Below are 24,412 nucleotides of genomic sequence, written 5' to 3'. Positions count from 1 at the left end.
TATTGGTTAATTTTTAAAATCATTTAAGTAAATCAAATTAAATTTTTAATTTATAATTCTATCTTTATCAAAACCATTTAAATCAATCTTTTTATTTAATTTTGACTCTTTTCTTGTTCAAGTTATTACATTACCAAAATCAAAGTTTATATCTCTTGTGTAATTAAAATGCTCTATATTTAAAGGGATTAAACTATAATTGCTAAATTTCATACCATCTTTACCATAGATATTTAAAAAGTTGTTATTAATTCCATAGTCTTGTGCAAAATCATCACTATAACCAATGCTAGAAATATTGCGTAATCTAAAACATAAGTTTTAAATATAAATTTAAATACTTTTTCATCTAATGTTTCACTTAATATATTATTAAAAACAAGCCTAAGATTATCATCATGATTATTATATTTTTTTAATTCTCCGTTATAAACTAATTCATCAAAAAATTTTTAATGTATTTTTTATCTACTTCATTAATTTTAACTATGTAATTTAAATTAATTGATTTATTTTTGATCTTACTCATGGCAAGAGAATTACTTTTAATTTCAGGAAATAAAAATCTGTTTTACATAATTTGTATTTTTATTTTTGTGATTAATGATTTATAATTTATCTAAAATATGGTGCTTTCTTTTTCAATATTTTCTAAAACAACTTTAAATCTAGCTTTTGCACTTAATAAAGTGACTAACGATTCTTTTGTTGGAATTTTGTATTCTTTTAAAACATATTTTTTAATATTTCCAACAAAATAGCAAATATCACTTTGTTTTGCTTCTTCATTTCTATCTATAATTGTTCCTGAAAAAATAGCACTGAGATTGTTTGAGAAGTTATAGTTGAAGAAATTAAAATACTTAAAAAATATATTAGTTTTTTTAGATTACTCACATTACTTTTTGTTCATTTAAAAAATATTATATTTAAATTATATTCTTAATAAAAAAAATAAACCGAGAAATTGGTTTATTTATTTACCTTCTTTTTAGGCTCATAAAACGAATTAACATTAATTTCATTTACAACTACCAATACAATTGGTTGCTTTCCTGTTTCTTGTTTTATAGAACTTCTAATTTTAGAAATAATATCTTTTTTAATATTATTTAAATCATATGGAATGTTTTTTGTTTTTGCCTCAATCTTGTATTTTTCTAAAATTGTCACAATTTGCTTTTGCATTAATTTAAAAATTGGATTATCTTCTTGAATATAAATAACTCCACGCATTTGAATATCTATTAATGAAGCTAAGTCTTTTGTTTTTTCATCAATATTTGCACCAATACTTACAACTCCATCTGTTGCAAGTTGTTTTCTTTCGTTTAAAACTACAGCACCAATATCTCCAACTCCAATTCCATCAACATAAACATCACTTGTTTTTATCATTTCTGAAGCAATTACAAGTCTTCCGTCTTTTGAAATTTTTAACACTTGTCCATTATTAATTAATTGAATATTTTCTTTTTTAACACCAGCTTCAAGCGCTGCTCTTTCTGCACTTAAAAATTCTTTGTATAACCCTTTAATTGGTATAAAACTTTTTGGTTTCATAATTCTAGTCATTAATTTTATATCTTCATAACTTGCACGCATTGCTCAAATATTTTTATCACTCAAAGCAATTAAATTAGCATTTGTTCTTGCAAGTTCATCTAAAATTTCGGCATGACGTTTTTCAACCCCTGCTGCTGGAGGAGTTGCTAAAACAATAGTATCTTGTTCTGAAAACTCAATAACTTCATCATTTCCAGCAGCGATTTTTGCTAATCTAGAATATAATAAATCTCCTGCTCCAGTTAAAACTAAAATTCCATCTGTTGATTTCATATACTCTTCTAATGAGATGATGTCATCTTTTGAAATTTTTAAAGAATCTTGAATGATTTTTGATTCAACAACTTTTGAAATTGTTTTACCATAAATCGCCATTTTTCTTCCTTGTTCTTTTGCTTGTTTGATAATTTCAAATAATTTAAATACATCTTCTTCAAATAATCCTAAAACCAAACGATGTTTAAGATCTTTCATTGGCGTTGCGATATATTTATCAATTCGATGATTTGGAACTGTATATCCAATTCTTGAAGCATATTCTGAGTCACTTAAAAGTGCTAAAACATTTCTTTCTGCAATTTTTGCTAAGTGATTCATATCTGTTGAAAATCATGATTGTTCATTACCATCAATTATATAATCTCCTGCATAAACAATTGTTCCATCTTCTGTATGTAAAGCAAATCCAAAAGTTTCAGGAAAACTTGATGTAGTTCTAAAAATTTCTACACTGTTTTTACCAAATTTGACAATATCTTTATCATTTACAATTTTGAAGTTATTTTCTCTATTTTTTATTCTATATTTTAAATTTCTATATTTTAAAAGTGTTGAAGTTAATTCATTACAATAAACTGGAACATCAATTACTCTTAAAATATAACTTATTGCTCCAGCATTATTGCTACTTGGATTAGATAAAAATATTCCTTTTATTTTTTTTGCATTTGCTTCTAAATATTCAAAACTAGGAATAACAACATCAATCCCTAAAATACTTCTTTCTGGAAATTTAATTCCTGCATCAAAAACAAATAAGTCTCCATCAACACTTACAATAAAGGCATTTTTACCTCTTTCGTCTTGACCACCAAGGGCCATAAACTTAATTTCTGCCATATTAATAATTCTCTCCTATTCAATTCTATTATTTTTTAAAGGTATGTAAATTTAATGATTATCTTATATATTAAAAATTTTCAACAGGTTTAATCTTTATGATTATAATTTATTTTTTAACAAAAATACATAGTAAGTTTATATATTTACCAACATTTTATTATAAAATTCTTAAAAAATAATCACTTGATCACAAGTGATATAATAATTTTGAGGTGTTATTGTGAGAAGTATAAGTTATGAGGAGTTCAAACAAATCGAAAATGATCCTGATGTTTTAATAATTGATGTAAGAACTGATATGGAATATAAAACATTACCAAAAGTTCCTAATTCAATAAATTGCGAAATTAGTAAGTTATTATCAAATTATCAAGCAATTGTTGGAAATGATAAAAAAAGATTAATTGTCACAGTTTGTAATGCTGGAAACAGAAGTGGTGAATCAGCTGAATTTTTAAGTGAAAAAGGTTACAATGCAAAAGTATTAATTGGTGGAGCTTATGGATATAGTCGAAAAAAATAAAAACTCGAATTAAGAGTTTTTATTTTTTTCTAATTCATTTTCTAACTTTTTATAAAAGTTATTCATATTAAAATTTTTAACATCTAAAACCACATAATCTTTTTGGTTATCTACTTTTATACCAATTGATTTCAAATACTTAATATTTACAATACTATAACTTAATAAATAAATTTTATCTTTTTCTATTGAAGAAACATTTTCTATTCCACCTAAACCTTTCATAATATTTGAATAGGTAAAAGCTTTAGGATCATTTTGTAATTTATTTCTTTTAAATTTTATATTTATTCTTTTTGTAAAAGAAAGATAGATATAAAGAGAGATTAAACATAATGCAGATATTATTCCAACCATTATATAAATCAAATTATTGCTCATTATTCCACTTCTTTCTTATCAATAATAAATATTTCTCTTAATATATTTATTTCACTCATTGATTTAGGATCTTTATGGCTTAATACTTTTATTTTTTTGTTACTTACTTTAATATTCAAAATTGTTCCATGTACTTCTGTCACATGAGTATCACAAATCAGCACCTCTTGTTCAGTTTCAAATTCTAACTTTACATAATAACTATCATTTAAAATAATTGGTGAGTTTAAAGTTCTAAAGCGATTTGTACTTACAGGAACTAATTCTTGAATTTGATACAAGCCACTATTTTTAGGTAAAACAACACTTCCTCCAGCTGATTTAATATATCCTGTACTTCCAGTTGAAGTTGACACAACTAGTCCAGTTCCATGAAATGTTTCTAAATATTCATCGTTTATAAATACCTTTACATAAAGAGGTTTTTTTTCATTTAAAATTCTTATTTCATTAACTACATAATGGGTAGTTGGTCCATTCTCAACTTCTAATAATTGATAAGTTAAATTAAATAAATCATTTTTTTCTAATTTATCAATTATCATATCAATTTGTTTTAAGTCATTTTTGTTTGTATAAAATCCTATTCCTCCAAATTTAAAAGGTACGAAGTTAACTAAATCTAATTTTTCTTGATAAAGACGAACAGCTTTTAAAAATGTTCCATCTCCTCCAATTATAAATACATATTCGGGATTTTTTTCATCAATTATATGTCCTTTTTCGAGCAACTTTTCTTTTAAATTCAAAACTGGCGCTTTGGTTATTTCATAATCATTATTTACTATATTAAACTTAAACATCTCTTACCTCTTTTTAATCGCTATCACTATTTTAAATATTTTTAAGAGATATTGATAGGGTTTTTTAATTAAATTAATAATTTTTAATTAACAATATAGATTAATTATATTTATAATATTTATTGTATAACCATATGCATATGAAAAGGAATATTTTACTATGGATAAAAAAAGAATGGTTTCTGGTATTACTACCACTGGAAAAATTACATTAGGAAATTATATTGGGGCATTAAAAAATTTTGTTGAATTACAAGACGAATATGATATGTACATATTTGTAGCTAATTTACACGGAATTACAACACCAATTGAAAAAGAAGTTTTAAGACAAAATATAAAACAAGCAATTGCCCTATATTTTGCTTGTGGATTAGATCCAAATAAAGCTACAGTTTTTTTACAAAGTGATGTAAGTGAACATAGTGAATTATCATGAATTTTAACTTGTAATACAAATATTGGTGAACTTAATAGAATGACTCAATTTAAAGATAAATCAAGTAAATTAAAATCAAGTAATGGTACTGAATTTATTCCTTCAGGATTATTAATGTATCCGGTTTTAATGGCATCAGATATTTTATTATATGATGCAGATTTAGTACCGGTAGGAAAAGACCAAAAGCAGCATATAGAATTAACAAGAAGTATTGGAGAAAGAATGAATTCTAAATACGGACAAATGTTTAAAATTCCAGAAGAATATACTCCAAAAGTGGGTGCAAAGATTTTAGATTTACAGGATCCTACAAAAAAAATGTCAAAATCTTCTGATAATCCTAAATCTTACATAGCCTTATTAGATAATATTGATGAAGTTAAAAGAAAAATTAAGTCTGCGGTTACTGATAGTGAAAACTTAATCAAATTTGACCCTGAAAATAAACCCGGTGTAAGTAATTTGATTACTATATACTCTTGTTTAAAAAATATAAGTATTGAAGACGTTGAAGAGTTTTTTAAAGAAAAAGATTATGGAGTATTAAAAGATGAAGTAAGCGCAGCTGTTGTAGACTTACTAACTCCAATTCAAAATAAATACAAAGAAATATACAATTCTAAACAAGTTGAAGAATGATTAGAAATAGGTGCAAAAAAAGCAAAAGAAAAAGCTTTTAAAAAAATTAATAAAGTTAAAAACTTGGTTGGATTGAATTACAAGAAAAAATAATTGTGAATCTTTTTTAAAATTATAAGTGTTTACAATTATTTTTTTTATAATTATTATAATCTTATAGTTAAATCAAAATTATTATTATCTATATCAATTGTATGAGAGATAAATAGTACTGTTTTATCTAAATTTGCAACCATTTTTTCAATGTTTAATCTGTTTTCGTTGTCCAAACTGGCAGTAATTTCATCCATAATCATAAAAGGTTTATTTTGTAGTAACGCTCTTGCAATAGCAATTTTTTGCACTTCGCCTCCTGATAAATTTTTTGTATCATTAACCAACATAGTATTAAGATTATTTTCATTTAATCATTTTTTTAAATTCACTTTGTGCATAACATCAATAATTTCTTCGTCATTAATTGAATCATCAAATAAACTTATATCATCCCTAACTGATGCATTATATATTATGCTTTCTTGTGGTATATATGCAATTAAGTTTCATATATCTTTTACATCTAAGGATTTATAATTTATTTCATTATTTATTTTTATATCTCCTTTATAATTATTTATTAAACCAAATATTATTTTGAATAAAGTTGTCTTTCCTTTTCCGGACTCACCTATTAACAAATATTTTTTATTAATTTTTATTTCTAATTCAAAATTGCTATAAATTTTTCTTTTCTCAATAAAAAATGTTGAATTATCAATTTTTAAACTTTTAAATCGAATTTTTTTAGGAATATAATTATCTTCTTGTGCATTTTCAAAAATAAATTTTTCCTTTATTTTTTTTACAGTTTTAATTTTTATAAAAGAATTTGCCAAACTTAAAACAGAACTGTTTAAATTATAAGTTATTACTGGCGCTGATATAACAGAACCAGCTGTTGCTTTTCCAATGGAAAATAGGTAAATTCCCACTAAAACGATTGCTATTTTAAATAAATTTCTAACTAAACTACCTATCAAATTTTTACTATAATCAAAAGATTTTATTTTACTCTTTAAAAGTTCAATCGGTTTGTTTATATCACAAATTAATTTACTGAAAGTTTCTTTTTTATTACGGTATGATAATTCTTTATAACCATTTATTAACGATAGAGACTTAGTTGAATTTTGTTCTGAAGTTTTGGAATATTGATAATTATACTTTTCATCTTTTTTGTAAAAAAACATTGGTAAAACTATCGATACAATCACAGAAATAAAAGCTATCACTCCTAGTATTCAATTAAGTGAATAAAATGAATAAGCTATTATAAAAATTGATGGTGTATTTTTAAATATACTATAAATTGGGTCAAAAACATTTGATTGAATTAGTTCAACATCATTTGTAAATCAAGATATATACTGACCTTTTTTATATTCGCTATAGTTTTGAAAACTTAATGAATTAATTTTATCTGATATTGTTTTTCTAATTTCGATAATTAACTTTTTGTTTGCTCTAGCAACAATAATAAAACTGTTAAAACTAGATAAAATTTGACTTATGCTAAGTCCTACAATAATCACTATTGTATGAATAATTAACTTGTTTTTATCTTTATTCATCGCATCGTCAAGTATTTGACCTACTGCTAAAAAACTATAGTTCAAGATTAAACTACTCAATATATCTATTAATGTATAAAAAACATAATATACTCATATCTTTTTAAAATATTTTTTCATAATTTCCTTTCTTATAACTTTATTACATAATCAAAATTTTTATTATCTAGTTCTGTTGTATGAGAAATATATAAAACAGTTTTATTCAAATCACCTACAAGATCTTCAATGCTCTTTCTATTAAATTTATCTAAACTTGCAGTTATCTCATACATTATTATAATTTGTTTATCTTCAACAAGAGCTCTTGCGATTGCCATTCTTTGAACTTCCCCACCCGAAAAGTTTTTATTGTCTGGATTTATTTTAGTATCTAAACTTTGTTTATCAATATTTAATAAATTAACTTTTTTTAATGCCTCTAATATCTTTTCATCTTTAATACTTTTATCTCATAAATTTACATTATTTCTAATTGAGTCATCAAAAACTGTTGGTTGTTGAGGTAAATATGAAATAATTTTTTTAATTTGTTTATCACTTAAATCTTTATAATTTATATTTTTATTTATAAAAATATCTCCTGAATGATTTTTTATGATACCAAATATTATTCTAAATAAAGTTGATTTACCTTTTCCAGATTCCCTAACTATTAAGTATTTCTTATTTTTCTTAAATTCTAAATTAAAATTTTTAAATATTTGTTTATTTTCAACAGAGTAATTTAAATTTCTTATTTCTAATTCATTAAACTCAATATTTTTAAATATTTCTTTTTTTATTTTATTCTCTATTTTGTATTTTTTTATTAAACTTTTTCCTTCTTTTGCATTTGAAACATCACTAACCAAACCTACAAAACCAGACAAAAAGAAAGAAGAACAAGCTGTTGTTAGTAATAGCGCACCGGGCTTTACTAAATCTAAAAAGTATAATACAGCCGCTACTATTATTCAACTTTGCTGTAGTATCATTTGAAAAATACCTATTAAACAATTAAATAAAAATCCAAAATTATATTAGAATAGACAACCTTAAAGAGACCAATTATTTAAAAAAGTTTAAATAATAAGTTTCTATAGAAAGGTTGTTTTTATATGCCAAAAGTAATAGATAAAAAGATAAAATTAATTGCTATTAAAAAGTTTTTAGCTGGAGAAAAAACTTCTAAAATCTCTGAAGAATTAAACTTAAAAAGTGGTCAAGTTCAAATAAAACAATGAGTAAAAAGATATAATATTAACGAATTAGAAAGCGAATTAAATTATTCGCCTTGTGAGGTTAATATTTATATGAAAAAAGACATTGAAAATAAATTGCTTAAAGATGAAAATAAGAAACTTGAAAAAGAATTAAACAAGCTTAAAAAAGAAAAGTTAAAAGATAAGGCAAAAATTGAGTTTTTGGAAAAGCGCATGCCTTCTTTCATGAATTTATCGAAAACTCAAATGAAGATACAAACAAGTAAGAAGGCCTGAAAAACAATGCATATAATAAACAGGGAAAAATAAATTCTACACAAGAAAGAGGTGTAGAATTTTTTATGTCAAAAAATTTAACAATAGAACAATGAGCTGAGATAATCGGAATATATAAAACAAAAGGAATTAAAATAGCTGAACAAGAGTATCGTAAATTTAAATTAAAAGAAATTAAATTTTCGCAAAATCTTCAAAAAAGAATAAAACAAAAAGCTTATTTATTAGATAATTATGGTATGAAAAGTTTAAAAAGAAAAAAAGGTTCAGGAAGACATAAAAAGAGAGATGATTCTGATATTCCTGGAATAATTAATGATCTAACAGAAGAACAAAAACGTGAAATAATCGAAGATTGAATAAAAAACCAAAGAGATAAAAGAGAGAAAGAATCTATTAATAAAATAAAATCATTAAATATTAGTACGAAGGCAAGAATTATATCAATGCATAGAACAACTTTTTATAAAAAGCAAAAAATTAGAAGTTATAAATACAATAATTTAAAAAGTGAAGTTGTGAAAATCTTAAGTGAGTCTAAGTTTATCTATGGCAGTAGAAAAATAAGTATATTATTAGAAAAAGAAAAAATATTCATATGCGATAGAACTTTAAGACATTATTTAAAAAGATGAGGTTTTATAATCAAAACAAGAATTAAAAAAAGAAAACAAGAATCGAAAAATATTTATGCTAAATATAAAGACTTAGTTAAACGCAATTATAATCCAAGTATTGATAATATTATTGCGACTGATGTATCTTACATACCTGGTTTGGTAGAAGGAAATTATTATTATATATCTGCTGCTATTAGTCATAAAACTAAAAAAATTGAGTCATGATGCTTGTCAAAAAATAATAATACACAGTTGGTTGTTGATACTATAACTAAAATTAATAAATCTAATTTTATTCTACATTCAGATCATGGTTCTCAATATTCAAGTAACGAGGTTACTGATTAATAAAACAGATAAATGGCCAAACTTCAATGAGCAGAGTTGGTAATTCCTTAGATAATAGAGAAATTAAATATTTTTTTAGTTGTTTAAAAGGAGAATATCTAAATCATATTAATACAAGCAAAATGAGCTTCAAAGAAATTTTTAACCATATAGATTGGTATATAGATTGGTATATAGATTGGTATATAGATTGGTATATAGATTGGTATATAGATTGGTATAATAACAAAAGAATACAAAAAGTTTTAAATTGAAAAACGCCAGCTAGTGCCGGCGTTAATATTTAAAACTGTAGAATTTATTTTTCCCAGTTTATAATGTGATTTATTTTGATGAGTCTTGTGAACTAAATATGAAAGATAAATGTAAAGCTCTATTTGTTAATTTTTCTAATTATGCTAAATGAAAAAATAAAAATAAAGAAGAGCTTTTAAAAAATTAAACAATAGAATTAAAAAGAAAATATAATGATCAAGCAGTTGTTTTAATAAATAAGTTTACAGAAAAAAATGGTTCATCCGGTTCTAGAAATGTTAGTTCTTGAATAAGTGATGAGTTTAAAGTTAATATTAGTTATAAGATAATAAATGAATTACGAAATAAAAAGTTAGTAAAATTAGAAAAAATTAATAGAGAACATAAAAGACAAAATCTCCAAAGAGGTAATGTTGTACCTGATCTAATTAAGAAAGATTTTAGTACTCAATATAATTTACAAAAAATAGGAATGGACGGTTCATATTTAGACCTTATAACTAAAGGCAAAAAAGTTAAAATACTTGGTGAGTTTGCATATAATTGATATAACAGAGATATGATTGCTTATAATTTTTCTTTAAGTGAAAACTCAGAAGTTGTTGTAAAAACAATTAAAGAGGTAATAAAAGTTATAAGCAAATACAAAGTAGATTTTACAATACTTCAAACTGATCGAAAAATTGCAAATGCATCATATGCGGTAAAAGATTTAATTAATTTATGTCCAAATTTAGTTTTATCAATGTCTGAAGCTGGATTTAAACATAACGCACCAACAGAAGCTTTAAACGGTTGATACAAAGACTGTTTTTTTGCAGAATATGGAAATGAATTTAAAAGCATCATAGAGTTTAAATTATTTTTTGATGAATTCATTATTAAAAGAAATAATTTACAAAATTATTTATATAATAAAAAAAAAACCAAATATCATAAGATTTTTTGGTCTCTTTAAGGTTGTCTATTCTATTTTTTTAACTTATATTTTTCTATTCTAATAGAATAATTTGTAATTAATTTTTTAAACAAACTTTTTTTATTTCTAAAAGAAAATTCAGTATATCCATTTATAATATTTTTCTATTCCTTGCGTAAATACACCTTGTTCTTTTGATAGCTTTGATTGTATTTTTGATTTTATATTACCCAAAAATATAGGAACTAATAAAATTAAAACTCCTCCTATTAAAGTTAACAAAAGTAATATGTAACTTACAAAAATATAAATTAATATAAGAGAAATAGTACATAATATTAAATCCGATCATAGAAATATTAATTTTGCACTTATTGCATAATATACATTCGGAACATCATTTTTAAATCAAGATAAATACTCACCTTTTTTATATTTTTCATATTCTAAATCTGATAAAGAATTAATTTTTAAAGCAACAATTTCTATAAGTTTCATTTTTAATTTATAAGATAATTTTGTTGCTATCAAATTACTAAAATATTCTAGAACTATTCCGGAAATGTTTCCTATCGCTGTTAGCAGCACTAAAAATCACAAATCTAAAAAATGCTTATTTTCATTTATAATCTGATTAACTATTTTAGATAAAAAATAACTAGAAGATATAAAAACAATATCACCTATAACTTTTAAAATTAAACACAAAAAAATACTAAATCAATATTTTCTTACTATTTTATTCATTTTTTCATTTCTTTCGAATAAATTAAGTCAATTTTTAGTTATTTACTTAATTATTTTTTTATATTCACTCGTCATTTTTAAATTATTCCTTACTATCATTAAACGCTCATAATTGAGCTTTTACTTTTTTTAATAATGATCTATTATCTAAGCCTTTTTTATATTCCATACATCATGGATGGATAGCTATAAAATTTTTATGATCTAAATCTAATTTTTTCAAATTTATTAGATCAACAATTCATCCATAAGTACTCAACTTATCTTTGTCAAAATTCTCTTTAAGCATATGGAATTTACAAATATAGCACATTCTGTATTCTTCTTTTTCTTTATTAACAAGATGTGGAGCATTTTCTCAAGCTGCTTCAATATCTTCTTTATCAAAATCAATAACACCATTATTAAACTTTGCCATATTGATTCTCCTTCTTTATGAATAACAAAAAAACAGATTTATGAGTTGTGCTCTAAAATCTGTTTATTATTTTATCTTTATTTTTTAGCACTTAAAGCTTTTTTTGATGCTTCAACAATATTTGCAAATTGTTGAGGTTCATGAATAGCTAACTCAGATAGCATTTTTCTGTTAATATCAATTCCAGCTAATTTTATTCCGTTCATAAATTTTGAATAACTTAATCCTAAAGGTCTAACAGCAGCGTTGATACGCACAATTCATAATTTTCTAAAGTCACGTTTTTTAAGTTTTCTTCCAACAAATGCATAATGCATTGATCTTACTACTTGTTCATGAGCTTTTTTATAGTTTGCTTTTTTAGTTCCGTAGTATCCTTTTGCTCTTTTAATTCAACGTTTTCTTCTTGCTCTGGTTACTTTTCCAAATTTAATTCTTGCCATACTTTTCTACCTACCTTTTAGTTTTGTAATAATCCTTTTAGACGTTTCATATCACCTGCTGATATAAATGATGCTTTTTTAAGATGTCTTTTTTGTTTAGTTGATTTGTTTTGTGCTAAGTGAGATCTATAAGCGTGACCTCTTTTTAGTTTACCTGTACCATTCTTTTTCACTCTTTTTGCTAGAGCGCTTTTTGTTTTCATTTTTGGCATAGCTATTCTCCTTCTATTTAATTAACCTTTTTTAGGAACCACATACATATCTAAAAATCTTGTATTTAGTTTTGCTTCTTTTTCAACTTTTGCAATATCTTCTATTTTTTCAAAAAACTTGTCTAAAGTTTGTTTCCCGAACTCTTGATAAGCTATTTCTCTACCCTTGAATTTCAATGAGATTTTAACTCTGTCGCCTTCTTCTAAAAATTCTCTTGCTTTTCTAGCTTTGGTATCCATATCGTGATCGCCAATTCCAACTGTAAGTCTAATTTCTTTATTTTCAACTTTAACTTGGTTTTTTTTATTTTCACGTTGTTTTCTTTTTTGCTCGTATTTGTATTTACCAAAGTCTAAGATTTTTGCAATAGCAGTTTGATTGTCTTGCATCCCTACTTGAAATAAATCTAATCCTTGTTCTTCTGCCATTTTAATTGCTTCAAATTTATTAATAGGTCCTAGTTTAGTACCATCTTCATTGATTACAAGCACTTGTCTTGCTCTAATTTCTTTATTAACAAATTCTGTTTTTGCGCTTTTGTTATTTTCTGCCATTGTTCCTCCAAAATAAAAGTGTGTCCTTAAAAAAGATTAACGACACACTCAAAATTATTTAAATTTTCTTAGATTTAAGAATAATAAATAGTTTATTACCACTTCCTAAAAGTTGTGGTGAGCATGTGCTTCTTCTTTTTAAACAAAATAATTATATATCAATATTTTATATATTTATGTTTTTTTTATTATTTTTACATAGAATTTATAACATCAATTCCAATTAAATCAAAGCAATTTGATAATACTTGATATATTGCTTTAACTAATTGACAACGTTGAGTACTTAAATCAACATTCTCTTCATCAATTACTTTAAAATCAGAATAATATGAGTGAAACCTTTTTGCTAAATTTTGAATGTAATCACAAATCACACTAGGTAAACGATTGTTTGCGCTATATTCTACAGTTTTATTAAAAGCATCAAGCAATAAAATTATTTCTTTTTCTTTTTGAGTTGATAATAAATTAAAATTAGAGTTATTTAAATCTCAATTTAAATCATTAGCTTTTTGAATAATTTTATAAGCTCTTGCAGTTGCATATTGTGCATAATAAACTGGGTTTGTGCTATTTTTTTTCAAAACAACATCTAAATCAAAATCCATATGACTTGATGGATTTTTAGATACTAGCATATATCTTATTGAATCTTTTCCTACCATTTCAAGTAAATCAATAAGTCAAATTGCTGTACCTTTACGTTTTGACATTTTTAATTCTGTTCCATCTTTTATTAATCTTACCATTTGAATCATATCTATTTTTAAAATTCCTAATGGGTATCCTAATAATGCTAAGCCTGCATTCATACGATTAATATAACCATGATGATCTCCACCTCAAAAATTAACATACAAATCTGCCTTACTTCTTTTAAATCTTGAATTATGACTTGCTAAGTCAGGAGTTATATAGGTGTAATCACCATTTGATTTTTTTAAAACTCTATCTTTATCGTCGCCAAATTCGGTTGTTTTCAATCATAAAGCATTATCATTAGTGTATGTCTTTCCCAATTTTTCATATAAATCTAATGTTTTTTCGATTTCATGTGTTTCATACATTTTTGCTTCACTTGTATATAAATCAACTTCTACACCAAAATCTTTTAGTTGTTGTTTTATTATTTTCATAAAAAAACTAATTGATTCACTTCTAAATATGTTATGAATTTCAGGATCATCTATTTTATTATCTTCATTTATATTTGCATTTTTAAATTTGTCACCAAATTTTTCTAAAAATAATTTAGCAACCTCAATATACATATCCCCACCATACATTTCTGTTGGTTGATTTACAGGTTCATTTAATAAGTTTTTATAATGATAAAACAAAGTTGACGCACTAATATTAATTTGATTTCCAGCATCATTTGTATAATATTCTGTTTCTATTTCGTATCCAGCAAACTTTAAAATTCTTGCAACACTATCACCAATTGCTCCGTTTCTTGCATGTCCTATATGAAGATATCCAGTTGGATTTGCAGAAACTAATTCTAGATTATATTTTAAATTTTTAACCCTTGATTTACCATATTGATCTTTTTCTTTTAGAACTTTTAAAATAACTTCACCTAAACTTTCTTTATTAATTGTCATATTAATAAATCCTGGTCCAGCTATTTCAACTTTATCAAATAAACTTTCTCTACTTAAACTTGCTATTAAAACGCCTGCAAGCTCTCTAGGTTTTTTTTCATTTAATTTCGAATTTATCAAGGCAAAATTTGTTGAAAAATCTCCTTTATTTTCGTCTTTTGAGCTTTCGATAATTATTTCGCCTTTTAAATTATTTTCTATGATTATTTTATTTAAGATATTAGTAATTTTTTGTACAAATAAACTCAATTTAATGTTCCTCAATTCTATATGTCAAATATTATTATAATTAAAATATATCTATGTTTTAAAATTAAATAATTATTATTTGTTTTACGAAATAATAAAAATATAATGTATTTTATGTTGGTTCTTAAAAATAACTACAAATATTAGAAAGTTTTTTTGTTAAAAATTAAGTAAACTAAAAACAAGTGATATAACACTTGTTTTTAATCTAAAGTTATATAGATGCTTTTATGCACTCTTCAATAACTAAATCAATACTTTTACTATCAAATAGTTTAGCACCGCTTGCGCTTACATGACCTCCACCATTGAATTTTTCTGCAATTAATCTAACATTTATTGACTGACTTCTAAATTCTGTTCTTATGTGAGAATCATTCTCAACAAAAAATAATCATAATTTTATGTTTTTAATTTCTCCTAGCATATTTACTCATAACGCAACTTTATCTGGGTTATTAATTTCATACTCTTTCAAAACTTCTTTGTTTAAATAAATATATGCTATTTCATTTTTAACTATTTTAAAATTAGAAAGAATATATCCTTTTAATCTAATTTCATTTGTATTAATTTGATAAATATTTTTATAAATAGAGTTTAAATCTTCAATTTTTTTAGACAATATTTCTGCCATTTTAAAAGTTCTATTAGTAACATTTCTAAACATAAATCTATCAGTATCAGTTACAAGACCATGAAACAAATAAAAAGCAGTCTTATCAGAAAAAATTAAGTTAGATTTCGAAAATAAATCTGTTAATAGCTCACATGTAGCAGGATATGACGCATCAACTATTTCATAATCTGCATATTTATCTACATTTACGTGATGATCAATTTTAAATACTGTTGCTTTTTTTAGTCAATTTACATCTTCTATATCAATTCTAGCTGTATTTGCTGTATCTGTTATAATAACTAATGCTTTTTCAAAATCTTGTTCAACTAAATTGTCAACTTTGCCTATACATTTATATTCTTCTGGTAGAGTTGTTCCTAACTTTATAGTTTTATTTTTAAAATTATCATTAATAAACTGAAAGATACTCATTTGAGAACCAATTGCATCAAAGTCTGGAGAAATGTGTCGCAAAAGAATTATTTTATTATGAGAAGATATTAATTCAATTAATTTTGTAAACATTTTTTCACCTAATAATTCAAACTATTAATTGCAATTTTTGTATTACGATTAATATAGTTTTTATTCTTTCTAAATTCTTTTTTAAATTCTTTTTTTTGATAATTAGTTTCTAGTTTATTAATTTCACTACTATAATAAGTTTTTAATTTTTGTTTATCTTCAGTTTTTTTACTTATCAAAAACTTAATTTTTTCTTTTCTGCTTTTTTTAAATTCATTAACATTAACTTTCAAAAGTTCATTGTGTTTTTTATAAAGCATTTTTAAGTCTTTGAAATTTTCATTTTTAAATTCAATATCAAAATAATTACAATAAGAGATCAATCAAGATACTTTATAAGATAATTTTTTTGTCTTTTTAATTTCTTTTGCATTTTGACAAATAGTTTTATTTGTATATCCATAAAAAGCATATGCTTCATCAAAGCTTAAATTATTTTCTTTAAATTTTAATTTTTCATTTGCTTTATATAATGCAAATCAATGATGTTTAATTCATAAAATTATTTGATCAACTCATTTAGGGTTAACACCTAAGTTAATTTTTGCTCTTAAGGTTGAAGAAATAATTTCGATTAAAATTGTCACTAACATAATTCCTAACAGTAAAGTTCCAAACTCTGAAAAATATTGTTGTAAAAAATAACTATTTAGTAAGTATCCCATGTTACTTGCTCCAACAGCACCTAAAACAGATACTTCTTTAAAGTTTATATCAAAACGATATGCAATATAAGAAACTATACTACTAGTTGACTGTGGTAAAATACCATACTTAATACGTTGCCATTTGTTCAATCCTGTAGCTTGTAATTGTGAAATTAATTTCATATTTATATCATCAAAGATTTCACGATCATATTTTGATAACATTCCAATTGACCCCATCATTAAAGCAAGAGCTCCTGTAAAAGGTCCCATACCTACTAACGAAATAAAAATAATGGCATAAATATAAGAAGGAATTGCTCTTATTGCTGAATTAATTACTACAAAGAACTTAGCTACATAAAAGTTAACAATATTTTCAGAACTTATAACTCCAAAAATATAAGCAAAAATTGCTCCTAGTGTAGTACCAATGATTGATATAGATATTCCTTCTATTAATAAATAGATTACACTGTATGGTGCGTTACCGTGTTTTTTAAACAAACCAGTTCAATCAATATTAAATATTTCTTTAATATGTTGATTCGTAGATGCAATAGTTGCATCATTTTCTAATCTAAATTTTACTAAGGAAATAGAATATGCAAATAAACCAAGTATCAATAAATACATAACCATTCTTTTTATAAAAAATAAAGGTTTTTGTTTTAATACTTTTTCAACTGTTAAAGTTTTTTTAAATTCTTGATGTTTTGAAAATGCAGTGTCTTTTATTTCACTTATCATTTTTTCTTTTAAATTTAATACTTCCAAATTAATTTTTGTTATATAAATTTTGTCCATTCTAACATAATTGTTTAATTCTTCATTGAAGATAAACCAATTTCTTGAGTTTAAATGAACTTTCCTATATTCTACAAATTTTTGTTTGTCTTTTAAAATATTTTTTTTATATTCTTCTTTAAACTTATTTATTATTTTATTTTTTTCTATTTTTTTTTCACGAAGTTGTTGTAAATTTGTTTTTTTATTTGCTTTTAAAATACTCAATTCTGAGTTTCATTCTTTTAACAGAATATATTTTATATAAAATCTTAAGTTATTTTCTTTTTTTATAGCATTTTGTATTTTGATAGCTTTTTTTTGTTCTTTTTGATCTAGTAAATAATCTCTATCAAAAATAATATAGTTTTTAATTATGTAAATCAGTATTTCTAAAAAAATTATAATAACTATTAATAAGGCAAGCATAAATCCAACTTTATCGTAACGACCATATGAAACACCATTATTTATAAGTTGACCTATTCCAACACCCGTCACTCCAGCGATAACTGAAATATATCTTATATTAGTTTCTAAAGCATAAAATGCTGCAGAAATAATATGTGATGAGATTTGTGGAACAACTGCGGATCTAAATGATCTAAATTTATTAGCTCCTGTAGCTTGCATTGAAATAAATATGTTTATATTAATGTGTTCAATTCTTTCAAACAAAAACTTTGATGTGATTGAAAAACTAAAAATTGTTATTGCTATTGTTACCGTTGCCATTGTTTGACCAAAATATCCAACCAGAATTAAAGCATAAGTGAAAGATGGAATAGTTCTAAAAATAGCAATAATAAATCTTGAAAAATTATTAATAAATTTATTTTTCACAATGTTAGATGCTGCTGCTATTGAAAAAGGGATTGAAATCAGTACCCCCAATATTGAACCTGCAAAAGCCATTGAGATTGTTTCTCAAATCGACTTTAAAGCACTATTCATAAAAGAAATTCCCATATTATCTTTTTCTAGAAAATTTTTAAAGTCTCAATTTACTAATTTTTTTAACTTTTCACCGAACAAAGAAAAACTATTAAAAAATTTAGCTCAATTAATATCTAAAAAATTAAATCCAAAAATAATTAAACAAATAACTACACAAAAAAAAGTATAGAAAAAGACTTTTTTTGGTGCTTTTGAATAACTATTATTGATCTTAAAAACATCTTTAGAAATAATTGCATTAAATATTCTTTTTTGCATAACTAATAATTTTCTCCATAAATTAATTTAAGTTTTTCCTCATTTAAATCTTTTGATGGTCCATTAAAAACTATTTCTCCATCTTTAACACCAATTATTCTAGTTGCATATTTTTTTGCAAGTTCCACATGGTGAATATTTATAATAACAGTTATTTTATCTGTTTTATTTATTAAAGCAAAATCATTCATTACTTGATTTGCTAAAATTGGGTCCAAAGCAGAGACAGGTTCATCAGCAATTATTAATGCAGGATGCTGACTTATCGTTCTTGCTAAGGCAATTCTTTGTTGTTGTCCCCCGCTTAAGTTTTCAACTCTTGCATAAGCATATTCTAATAAATTTAATTTTTCTAATGATTTTAACGCTATTTCTTTATCATATCTAGAAAATATACCCGTTAAAGATCTTCAAAAATTAATTCTTGATATTCTTGCGTTTAAAACATTTTTTAAAACACTTAATTTTTCGATATTATTATATTCTTGAGACATCAATCCAATTTTTTGTCTTAATCTAATTAATTTTTTTCCTTTGATTTTGTGTACATTAAACTCTTCTTTTTTTTCATATTTATTATAAAAATCTATTATAATTTCTCCGCTAGTAATAGTGTTAATTTGATTTATAGTTTTTAATAATGTTGTTTTTCCAGCTCCAGATAATCCAATTATTGCAACAAACTCTCCATCTTCAATCTCTAAATTTATATTTTTTAAAGCGTGTTTACCGTTTGGTCACACTTTATTTACATTATCGAATTTAATCATGCTTCTACTTTAAAAATGTGAGATAACTCTCACATTTTTTTATATTAAGATCAGTTTTCGATCATTTTTAAGATTTCAGATGTTGTTTTAGATCAATTTGTTATTGCAGAGTCTGTACTTTTTTCAAAATCAGTAACGCTTCCTTCGTCTGGTCCAACATAACCTGTGTGATTATAAATTTTAAAAATATCTGCTTCAGAAATTGCTAATTCTTCAAAAGATTTTCTTAAATCACTTATTAATTTTTCATCTTTTAATTTTTTACGAGAGTATTGAATTCCATCATTTAAAATTGCATCACTTGCTCCTACTACAACTGTATTTTTGAATGCTTCAAGCGATTCACTTTCATTGCTAATTTCATTTCTTATATCACTGTATCCAACTGCAAAATCAAATGATTGAGAGTTTAATTTTGAAGCTGCTTCAGGATAAGATTCTTGTCTAGTTTTTAAATCTCAAAGTTTTTTTACTTGAGTATCATTTAAACCGATAACATTTTTTAATCACATGATTGGATATAAAGCACTTGCACTTGAAGTTTTTGATTTTCCAAAAGCAAATTTCAATGCGTTTTCTCCTGTAAAATTATTTTCATTTGTAAATATGTCTTTTAATTTTGTTACATATTCTTCTTTTGCAACCTTAGAAAAATCAATTTTATATTTATCACTTAATGATTTAACATTTGCATAAATATATGATCTGTAATAAGATGCTTTATTACTGTCATCTAGTAATTTTTCTTGTGCTTCTTTTTTAGTTGAAAATCCATTTTTTGTTATATTATTATAATTATTTGACAAATCATATGATAAATTTGCATCCATAACTTTTGAAGCTTTTGAGCTATCAAATTTATCATTTGTTTTAAATTCCTTTAGAGTTGTATCTGGGGTTACACCACTTCTTGAAGCGTTAAGTAATACCGCGGCATTACTATATAATCCAGTTGATTGATCCAAAGTACCTCTAATTGATTCATAAGTTCCAATTGGTAAAAATGCAACATCAATTGTACCATCACTTAATTCATTTCCAGCAACTTCATAACTAGTTGAAACTGAAACTTTTACTTTTTTAGAAAAAGTTCTTCCATCAGCTTCTGCTTTTTCTTTTAATTTAGCTGATAGTTTATCTTCTAATGGTTTAACTGTGTTAATTATTTCTGTTGCATTATTTGATGGTATAAATACAACACTTAGTTCATCATCGCTATTACAAGCAACAACATTTGACGCAGATGAACCCAAAATAGCTGCAGCACCCAATATAGAAAGTAATTTTTTCATTTAATATTCCTCCGTGAAAATAAATATACTTCATAAAAAAAAGAAATCAACAATTTATATAATTATAATGTCAATCTCCTTTTTGAAATTTATCTTCATTTTTATTTTATATTAGTTTTTTAATTTTTTATAATAAATTAAATATTTATATGTTAAATATTAAACCAAATTAAATCTAAATTGTTTTCAAGGAACCACAAAATCTATTAACCTTTTTTCAGACTCACTAATAGTTCCTAGATAATTATACTTTCCAATTTTATCTGCAAAGTTATCTTCTAATATAATATGAATTTCAGCTTTATATTTTTTATCACTGTTATTTATAATTACAACATCTCCTCGATTATAAAAACTTTTAGATTTTCTAGCTGGAAAATCATCATTTTTAAATTTAACCCTACTTTGTGTTGCTCTTATAAAATATTCTGTAATATCACCTCTACGATAGTGATCAAATAATAAAACTTGTTTTTCAATATCTGTAACACCTTCAACACATTTTAAGTCAAAAGTAACTTCATCTCTATCAACTGATGCTAATTCTTTTAATTCTTCATCTGTTGCATATGCATTTCCAAATAAGACTGTATCAATTTCATCTGTATAAAATAAAACTTTTGCTTGTTGACTAACTGGTAAATATCTTATTTCTTCAATTGTTGGTAACTCTTTTTGTCCAACTGCACTTGTCATAACTCCGTGATGACTTCCAATAAAAGCAGAAGTGTTTAACCGATATTTTAAATAGCGTTTATTACATTCCATAAAATAATCAAATGGAAGTCCTGTAAATTCTAATGGATAGAAGTTATGACATCCACTCAATCTATTTGCAATTGGTTTAAAATCCATTACATTATCTATCAAGCTATCATTATTTGACATATTTAATTGAATATCTACTTTTGCTTTGTTATGTGTAACAAATGCAATTTCAGCTGGTAAACTTGGAGAATCCAATCTTAAACAATCAATTCCATACTCATTACATTTAGATGCATCATTTATTGAAATTCCAATCAAATCCATTGATTTATATTCAACATCAACAATTGTATAAAATCCCAATTCTTTTGCATACTTAACAACTCTTAAAACTTTTTTTGCTTTTTCTTTCTCGTTTTCACTACCTACAAAATGTAAAATACTTGTAAAAACAACTTCATAACCTAAACTTCAAGCTTTATCCAAATATTTTTGGTCTTCTTCAAAACTTGACTGTTCAGGAAAAATTGATATTCCTATTCTTTTTTTCATATCTTTCCTCACTTCTAATATAATTTTATCAATAATTTAAATATATAAATTAGCAAATAAAAAAATGTCATAAGACATTTTTAACTATTTATTGATAACTTTATACATATCAATCATTTCTTCTGCTAAAACAATCATAGATTGAGTTGTTAACATTTGATCTTCTGCATGCATAAATAAAACTTTAAACTCAATTTTTTCACCATTACATTCTGCTGTAATAACATCCATATGCATTTTTTCAGCAGTTACAATATTATCGTGAGCTTCTTTAATTAATTCACTTGCTTTATCATAATTTTTTTCTTTTGCTTCTCTGATTGCTAAAACTGCATTTGTTTTTGCCATTCCAGCATAAGTAATTATACCCATTGATATTTCTTCTCAATTTAAATCTGTTGCCATAATAATACCTCATTCATTTTATTTTAGTAATCCATAATTATATAGTTTTTGAAATCTTCCTGGTGTTACTTTTAATTCGTCAAAGCTTCCAATTTGTGTTATTCCTTCGTTTCTTTCTAATACGATTACTTTATCAACATTTTTTATTGTTGATAATCTATGCGCAATAACAATTGTTGTTCTATTTTTCATCAATTCATCTAATTCTGATTGTATTTCTTTTTCTACAATATTATCCAAAGCGCTAGTTGCTTCATCTAATATTAGTAACTCAGGATTTTTTAAAAACAATCTTGCAATAATCAATCTTTGTTTTTGACCTCCAGAAAACATAAAACCACGTTCCCCTAGTATTGTATCATATTTATCAGGTAAGGTTTCAATGAAGTCGTGTAGCTTTGCTTTTTTAGACGCTTCGATTGCTTTTTCGTGAGTCGCTTCTCATCCCAAACTATATTTTAAATTATCCATAACTGTTCCGTATAAAATTTGAGGTTCTTGTTCAACATATCCAACATGAGATAAATAATTTGCTAAATCAAGATTTTTTATATTTATTCCGTTTATTAATAACTCACCCGTTGTAACATCATAAAATCTTAAAAGCATTTTTGCGATTGTAGATTTTCCAACTCCTGTTTCTCCAACAAACGCATAGCTTTTTCCTTTTTCAAAAGAGATATTTATGGTTGGTAAAACTTTTACATGCGGAGATTCAGGGTAATTAAAACTTACATTTTTAAACTCAATTGTTTCAATTGTTTTTATTTTTACTGGATCATCAATAAAATGAATAATAGTTTTTTCGTCAAATATATAATTTAATCGCATAGCACAGTTTGACATTCACATCATTCCACGCAAGATTTGAGTTAATACAGATAAATTAATTAAAAAGTTTGTACTTGCACTTATAAATGTAACTGTTAAACTAGAAAATTCTTTTATTGGCATTTTTCCTTGATATAAATAAATACAAATAATTAACATAATTATAGGAAGTAAGGAGATCATAACCCCATTAAAAACATTTAATGCACCCTGTCAAACAACAGCATGATTTTTTCTTTCTTCATACTTTTTATGCAGCTCTTTATTACGATTTGATTCAAAATTTTCTGAACCAGTTGATTTAACTAATCTAATATTTATTAATCTATCAATTATATCTGCATCTATATTTTGTCTTACATCAAAAGCGATAACATTTGCTCTTCTAAAATAAAGAAACATAATACAAATTATAATAAGCATAACAACTAATAAACCAATTGCGATTCAAGCAAGAGTTGTATCAATACTCAACATGATTGCAATTGTTGAAAATACACTACCTAACATTCAAATAAATGTTAAATAAAACATATTAAAAGCATCACCAATTCCTTGACTATCACCAATTACTCTAGTCATTATCAAACCAATTTGATTTCTAGAATAATAACTAATGTCAATATCTACTAAATGTTTTAAAGCAGCTTTTCTTAAATCTATTTCAAGTTTTTTTGAAAATATTCCTGCAGTTATATTTGTTAAAAACTCTGCTACAACAAACAAGAAAAACATTCCTATTCCAAAATAAATTCATTGTTGTCATGTTAACTCAACTCAACCATATAAACTTGAAGTTTCGGTGGTTTTAGTAGGATCTAATAAAATTGTTGTTAAACCTTTGATAACAACAGCAGAAAAAGATCAAGCAATTGCATCAATTACTGTAAAAATAGTACAAAAGCTAAAAACTATTGGGTGTCTTTTGATGCCTCCACCAACCATTATTAAAGCAGCAAACATTTTTTTAAAAGTAAAATTTTTATCAGTTATATATTTTTCTTTTTTTCTTCTAGCCATATTATCCTCTTTACTATTCATATCAATTTTGTTATTTATATATTAACAAAAACTATTTATTTTTATAAATAAAATAAAAATAGCAAAAGCTATTTT

General features: G+C 24.4%; 24 protein-coding genes. 5 read left to right on the top strand and 19 right to left on the bottom strand.

What is annotated here, in order from left to right:
• Positions 1–45 precede the first annotated feature (45 nt).
• Positions 46–213, bottom strand: coding sequence for a hypothetical protein (locus STABA_RS01690; protein ID WP_156005886.1), 168 nt, complete (start codon positions 211–213; stop codon positions 46–48).
• Between the two features lie 759 nt (positions 214–972).
• Positions 973–2,685, bottom strand: a complete 1,713-nt coding sequence (locus STABA_RS01685) for a ribonuclease J (protein WP_156005884.1) — start codon at positions 2,683–2,685, stop codon at positions 973–975.
• Between the two features lie 223 nt (positions 2,686–2,908).
• On the opposite strand from STABA_RS01685, the gene STABA_RS01680 reads away from it, so the two are divergent.
• Positions 2,909–3,211, top strand: a complete 303-nt coding sequence (locus tag STABA_RS01680; RefSeq protein ID WP_246157342.1) for a rhodanese-like domain-containing protein — start codon at positions 2,909–2,911, stop codon at positions 3,209–3,211.
• Positions 3,212–3,220: 9 nt separating this feature from the next.
• On the opposite strand, the gene STABA_RS01675 is transcribed toward STABA_RS01680, so the two are convergent.
• Together STABA_RS01675 and STABA_RS01670 are read right to left on the bottom strand one after the other, a co-directional pair.
• Complete coding sequence (locus STABA_RS01675; RefSeq protein WP_156005880.1) at positions 3,221–3,592, bottom strand: hypothetical protein; 372 nt, start codon at positions 3,590–3,592, stop codon at positions 3,221–3,223.
• Complete coding sequence (locus STABA_RS01670) at positions 3,592–4,395, bottom strand: diacylglycerol kinase catalytic domain-containing protein (RefSeq protein WP_156005878.1); 804 nt, start codon at positions 4,393–4,395, stop codon at positions 3,592–3,594. The genes STABA_RS01675 and STABA_RS01670 overlap by 1 nt, the downstream gene beginning before the upstream one ends.
• 160 nt (positions 4,396–4,555) lie before the next feature.
• Here STABA_RS01670 and trpS point away from each other — a divergent pair, with 160 nt between their 5' ends.
• Entirely contained in the window at positions 4,556–5,569 is a 1,014-nt protein-coding gene (gene trpS / locus STABA_RS01665) for a tryptophan--tRNA ligase (RefSeq protein WP_156005876.1), read from the top strand.
• A 53-nt stretch (positions 5,570–5,622) separates the two neighbouring features.
• Here the strand turns inward: trpS and STABA_RS01660 are convergent, their stop codons facing one another.
• On the bottom strand, positions 5,623–7,206 hold the full coding sequence (locus STABA_RS01660; RefSeq protein WP_156005874.1) for an ATP-binding cassette domain-containing protein: 1,584 nt from the start codon (positions 7,204–7,206) through the stop codon (positions 5,623–5,625).
• 11 nt (positions 7,207–7,217) lie between these two features.
• A complete protein-coding gene (locus STABA_RS01655) occupies positions 7,218–8,063 on the bottom strand; it encodes an ATP-binding cassette domain-containing protein (RefSeq protein WP_156005872.1) in 846 nt (281 codons plus the stop codon).
• Positions 8,064–8,186: 123 nt separating this feature from the next.
• On the opposite strand from STABA_RS01655, the gene STABA_RS01650 reads away from it, so the two are divergent.
• The 3 genes from STABA_RS01650 to STABA_RS01640 all read left to right on the top strand — a co-directional run bounded on the left by STABA_RS01650 (position 8,187) and on the right by STABA_RS01640 (position 10,748).
• Positions 8,187–8,600 (top strand): hypothetical protein, encoded by a 414-nt coding sequence (locus STABA_RS01650; protein WP_156005870.1) that lies wholly within the window; start codon positions 8,187–8,189, stop codon positions 8,598–8,600.
• Positions 8,601–8,632: 32 nt separating this feature from the next.
• Positions 8,633–9,535, top strand: coding sequence for a hypothetical protein (locus STABA_RS01645; protein ID WP_156005868.1), 903 nt, complete (start codon positions 8,633–8,635; stop codon positions 9,533–9,535).
• A 727-nt stretch (positions 9,536–10,262) separates the two neighbouring features.
• Entirely contained in the window at positions 10,263–10,748 is a 486-nt protein-coding gene (locus STABA_RS01640) for a hypothetical protein (RefSeq protein WP_156005866.1), read from the top strand.
• Positions 10,749–10,835: 87 nt separating this feature from the next.
• On the opposite strand, the gene STABA_RS01635 is transcribed toward STABA_RS01640, so the two are convergent.
• The 13 genes from STABA_RS01635 to STABA_RS01575 form a co-directional block, all read right to left on the bottom strand.
• Positions 10,836–11,456: an ABC transporter transmembrane domain-containing protein gene (locus STABA_RS01635; RefSeq protein WP_156005864.1), complete on the bottom strand. Its 621-nt coding sequence runs from the start codon at positions 11,454–11,456 to the stop codon at positions 10,836–10,838.
• An 82-nt stretch (positions 11,457–11,538) separates the two neighbouring features.
• Positions 11,539–11,874, bottom strand: coding sequence for a hypothetical protein (locus tag STABA_RS01630; RefSeq protein WP_156005862.1), 336 nt, complete (start codon positions 11,872–11,874; stop codon positions 11,539–11,541).
• A gap of 77 nt (positions 11,875–11,951) precedes the next feature.
• Positions 11,952–12,317, bottom strand: a complete 366-nt coding sequence (gene rplT, locus STABA_RS01625) for a 50S ribosomal protein L20 (protein ID WP_156005861.1) — start codon at positions 12,315–12,317, stop codon at positions 11,952–11,954.
• 17 nt (positions 12,318–12,334) lie between these two features.
• Entirely contained in the window at positions 12,335–12,529 is a 195-nt protein-coding gene (gene rpmI, locus STABA_RS01620) for a 50S ribosomal protein L35 (protein ID WP_156005859.1), read from the bottom strand.
• 21 nt (positions 12,530–12,550) lie between these two features.
• The gene (infC, locus tag STABA_RS01615) at positions 12,551–13,084 is read right to left on the bottom strand and encodes a translation initiation factor IF-3 (protein WP_156005857.1); all 534 of its coding nucleotides are present in this window, start codon (positions 13,082–13,084) and stop codon (positions 12,551–12,553) included.
• 194 nt (positions 13,085–13,278) lie between these two features.
• The gene (gene argS, locus STABA_RS01610) at positions 13,279–14,958 is read right to left on the bottom strand and encodes an arginine--tRNA ligase (RefSeq protein ID WP_425505169.1); all 1,680 of its coding nucleotides are present in this window, start codon (positions 14,956–14,958) and stop codon (positions 13,279–13,281) included.
• Between the two features lie 199 nt (positions 14,959–15,157).
• Entirely contained in the window at positions 15,158–16,090 is a 933-nt protein-coding gene (locus tag STABA_RS01605; protein WP_156005853.1) for a DHH family phosphoesterase, read from the bottom strand.
• A gap of 8 nt (positions 16,091–16,098) precedes the next feature.
• The gene (locus tag STABA_RS01600) at positions 16,099–18,738 is read right to left on the bottom strand and encodes a PhnE/PtxC family ABC transporter permease (protein WP_156005851.1); all 2,640 of its coding nucleotides are present in this window, start codon (positions 18,736–18,738) and stop codon (positions 16,099–16,101) included.
• Positions 18,739–18,740: 2 nt separating this feature from the next.
• The gene (gene phnC, locus STABA_RS01595) at positions 18,741–19,508 is read right to left on the bottom strand and encodes a phosphonate ABC transporter ATP-binding protein (protein ID WP_156005849.1); all 768 of its coding nucleotides are present in this window, start codon (positions 19,506–19,508) and stop codon (positions 18,741–18,743) included.
• Positions 19,509–19,552: 44 nt separating this feature from the next.
• Positions 19,553–20,800, bottom strand: coding sequence for a lipoprotein (locus STABA_RS01590; RefSeq protein WP_156005847.1), 1,248 nt, complete (start codon positions 20,798–20,800; stop codon positions 19,553–19,555).
• A 159-nt stretch (positions 20,801–20,959) separates the two neighbouring features.
• Positions 20,960–22,060 (bottom strand): MupG family TIM beta-alpha barrel fold protein, encoded by a 1,101-nt coding sequence (locus STABA_RS01585; RefSeq protein WP_156005845.1) that lies wholly within the window; start codon positions 22,058–22,060, stop codon positions 20,960–20,962.
• An 84-nt stretch (positions 22,061–22,144) separates the two neighbouring features.
• Positions 22,145–22,465: a PTS sugar transporter subunit IIA gene (locus STABA_RS01580; protein ID WP_156005843.1), complete on the bottom strand. Its 321-nt coding sequence runs from the start codon at positions 22,463–22,465 to the stop codon at positions 22,145–22,147.
• Positions 22,466–22,483: 18 nt separating this feature from the next.
• Positions 22,484–24,316, bottom strand: coding sequence for an ABC transporter ATP-binding protein (locus STABA_RS01575; protein WP_170264674.1), 1,833 nt, complete (start codon positions 24,314–24,316; stop codon positions 22,484–22,486).
• Between the last annotated feature and the right edge of the window lie 96 nt (positions 24,317–24,412).

The sequence above is a fragment of the Spiroplasma tabanidicola genome, assembly GCF_009730595.1.
Lineage (GTDB): Bacteria > Bacillota_I > Bacilli_A > Mycoplasmatales > Mycoplasmataceae > Spiroplasma_A > Spiroplasma_A tabanidicola.
This window is presented reverse-complemented; position numbering and strand designations above follow the sequence as displayed.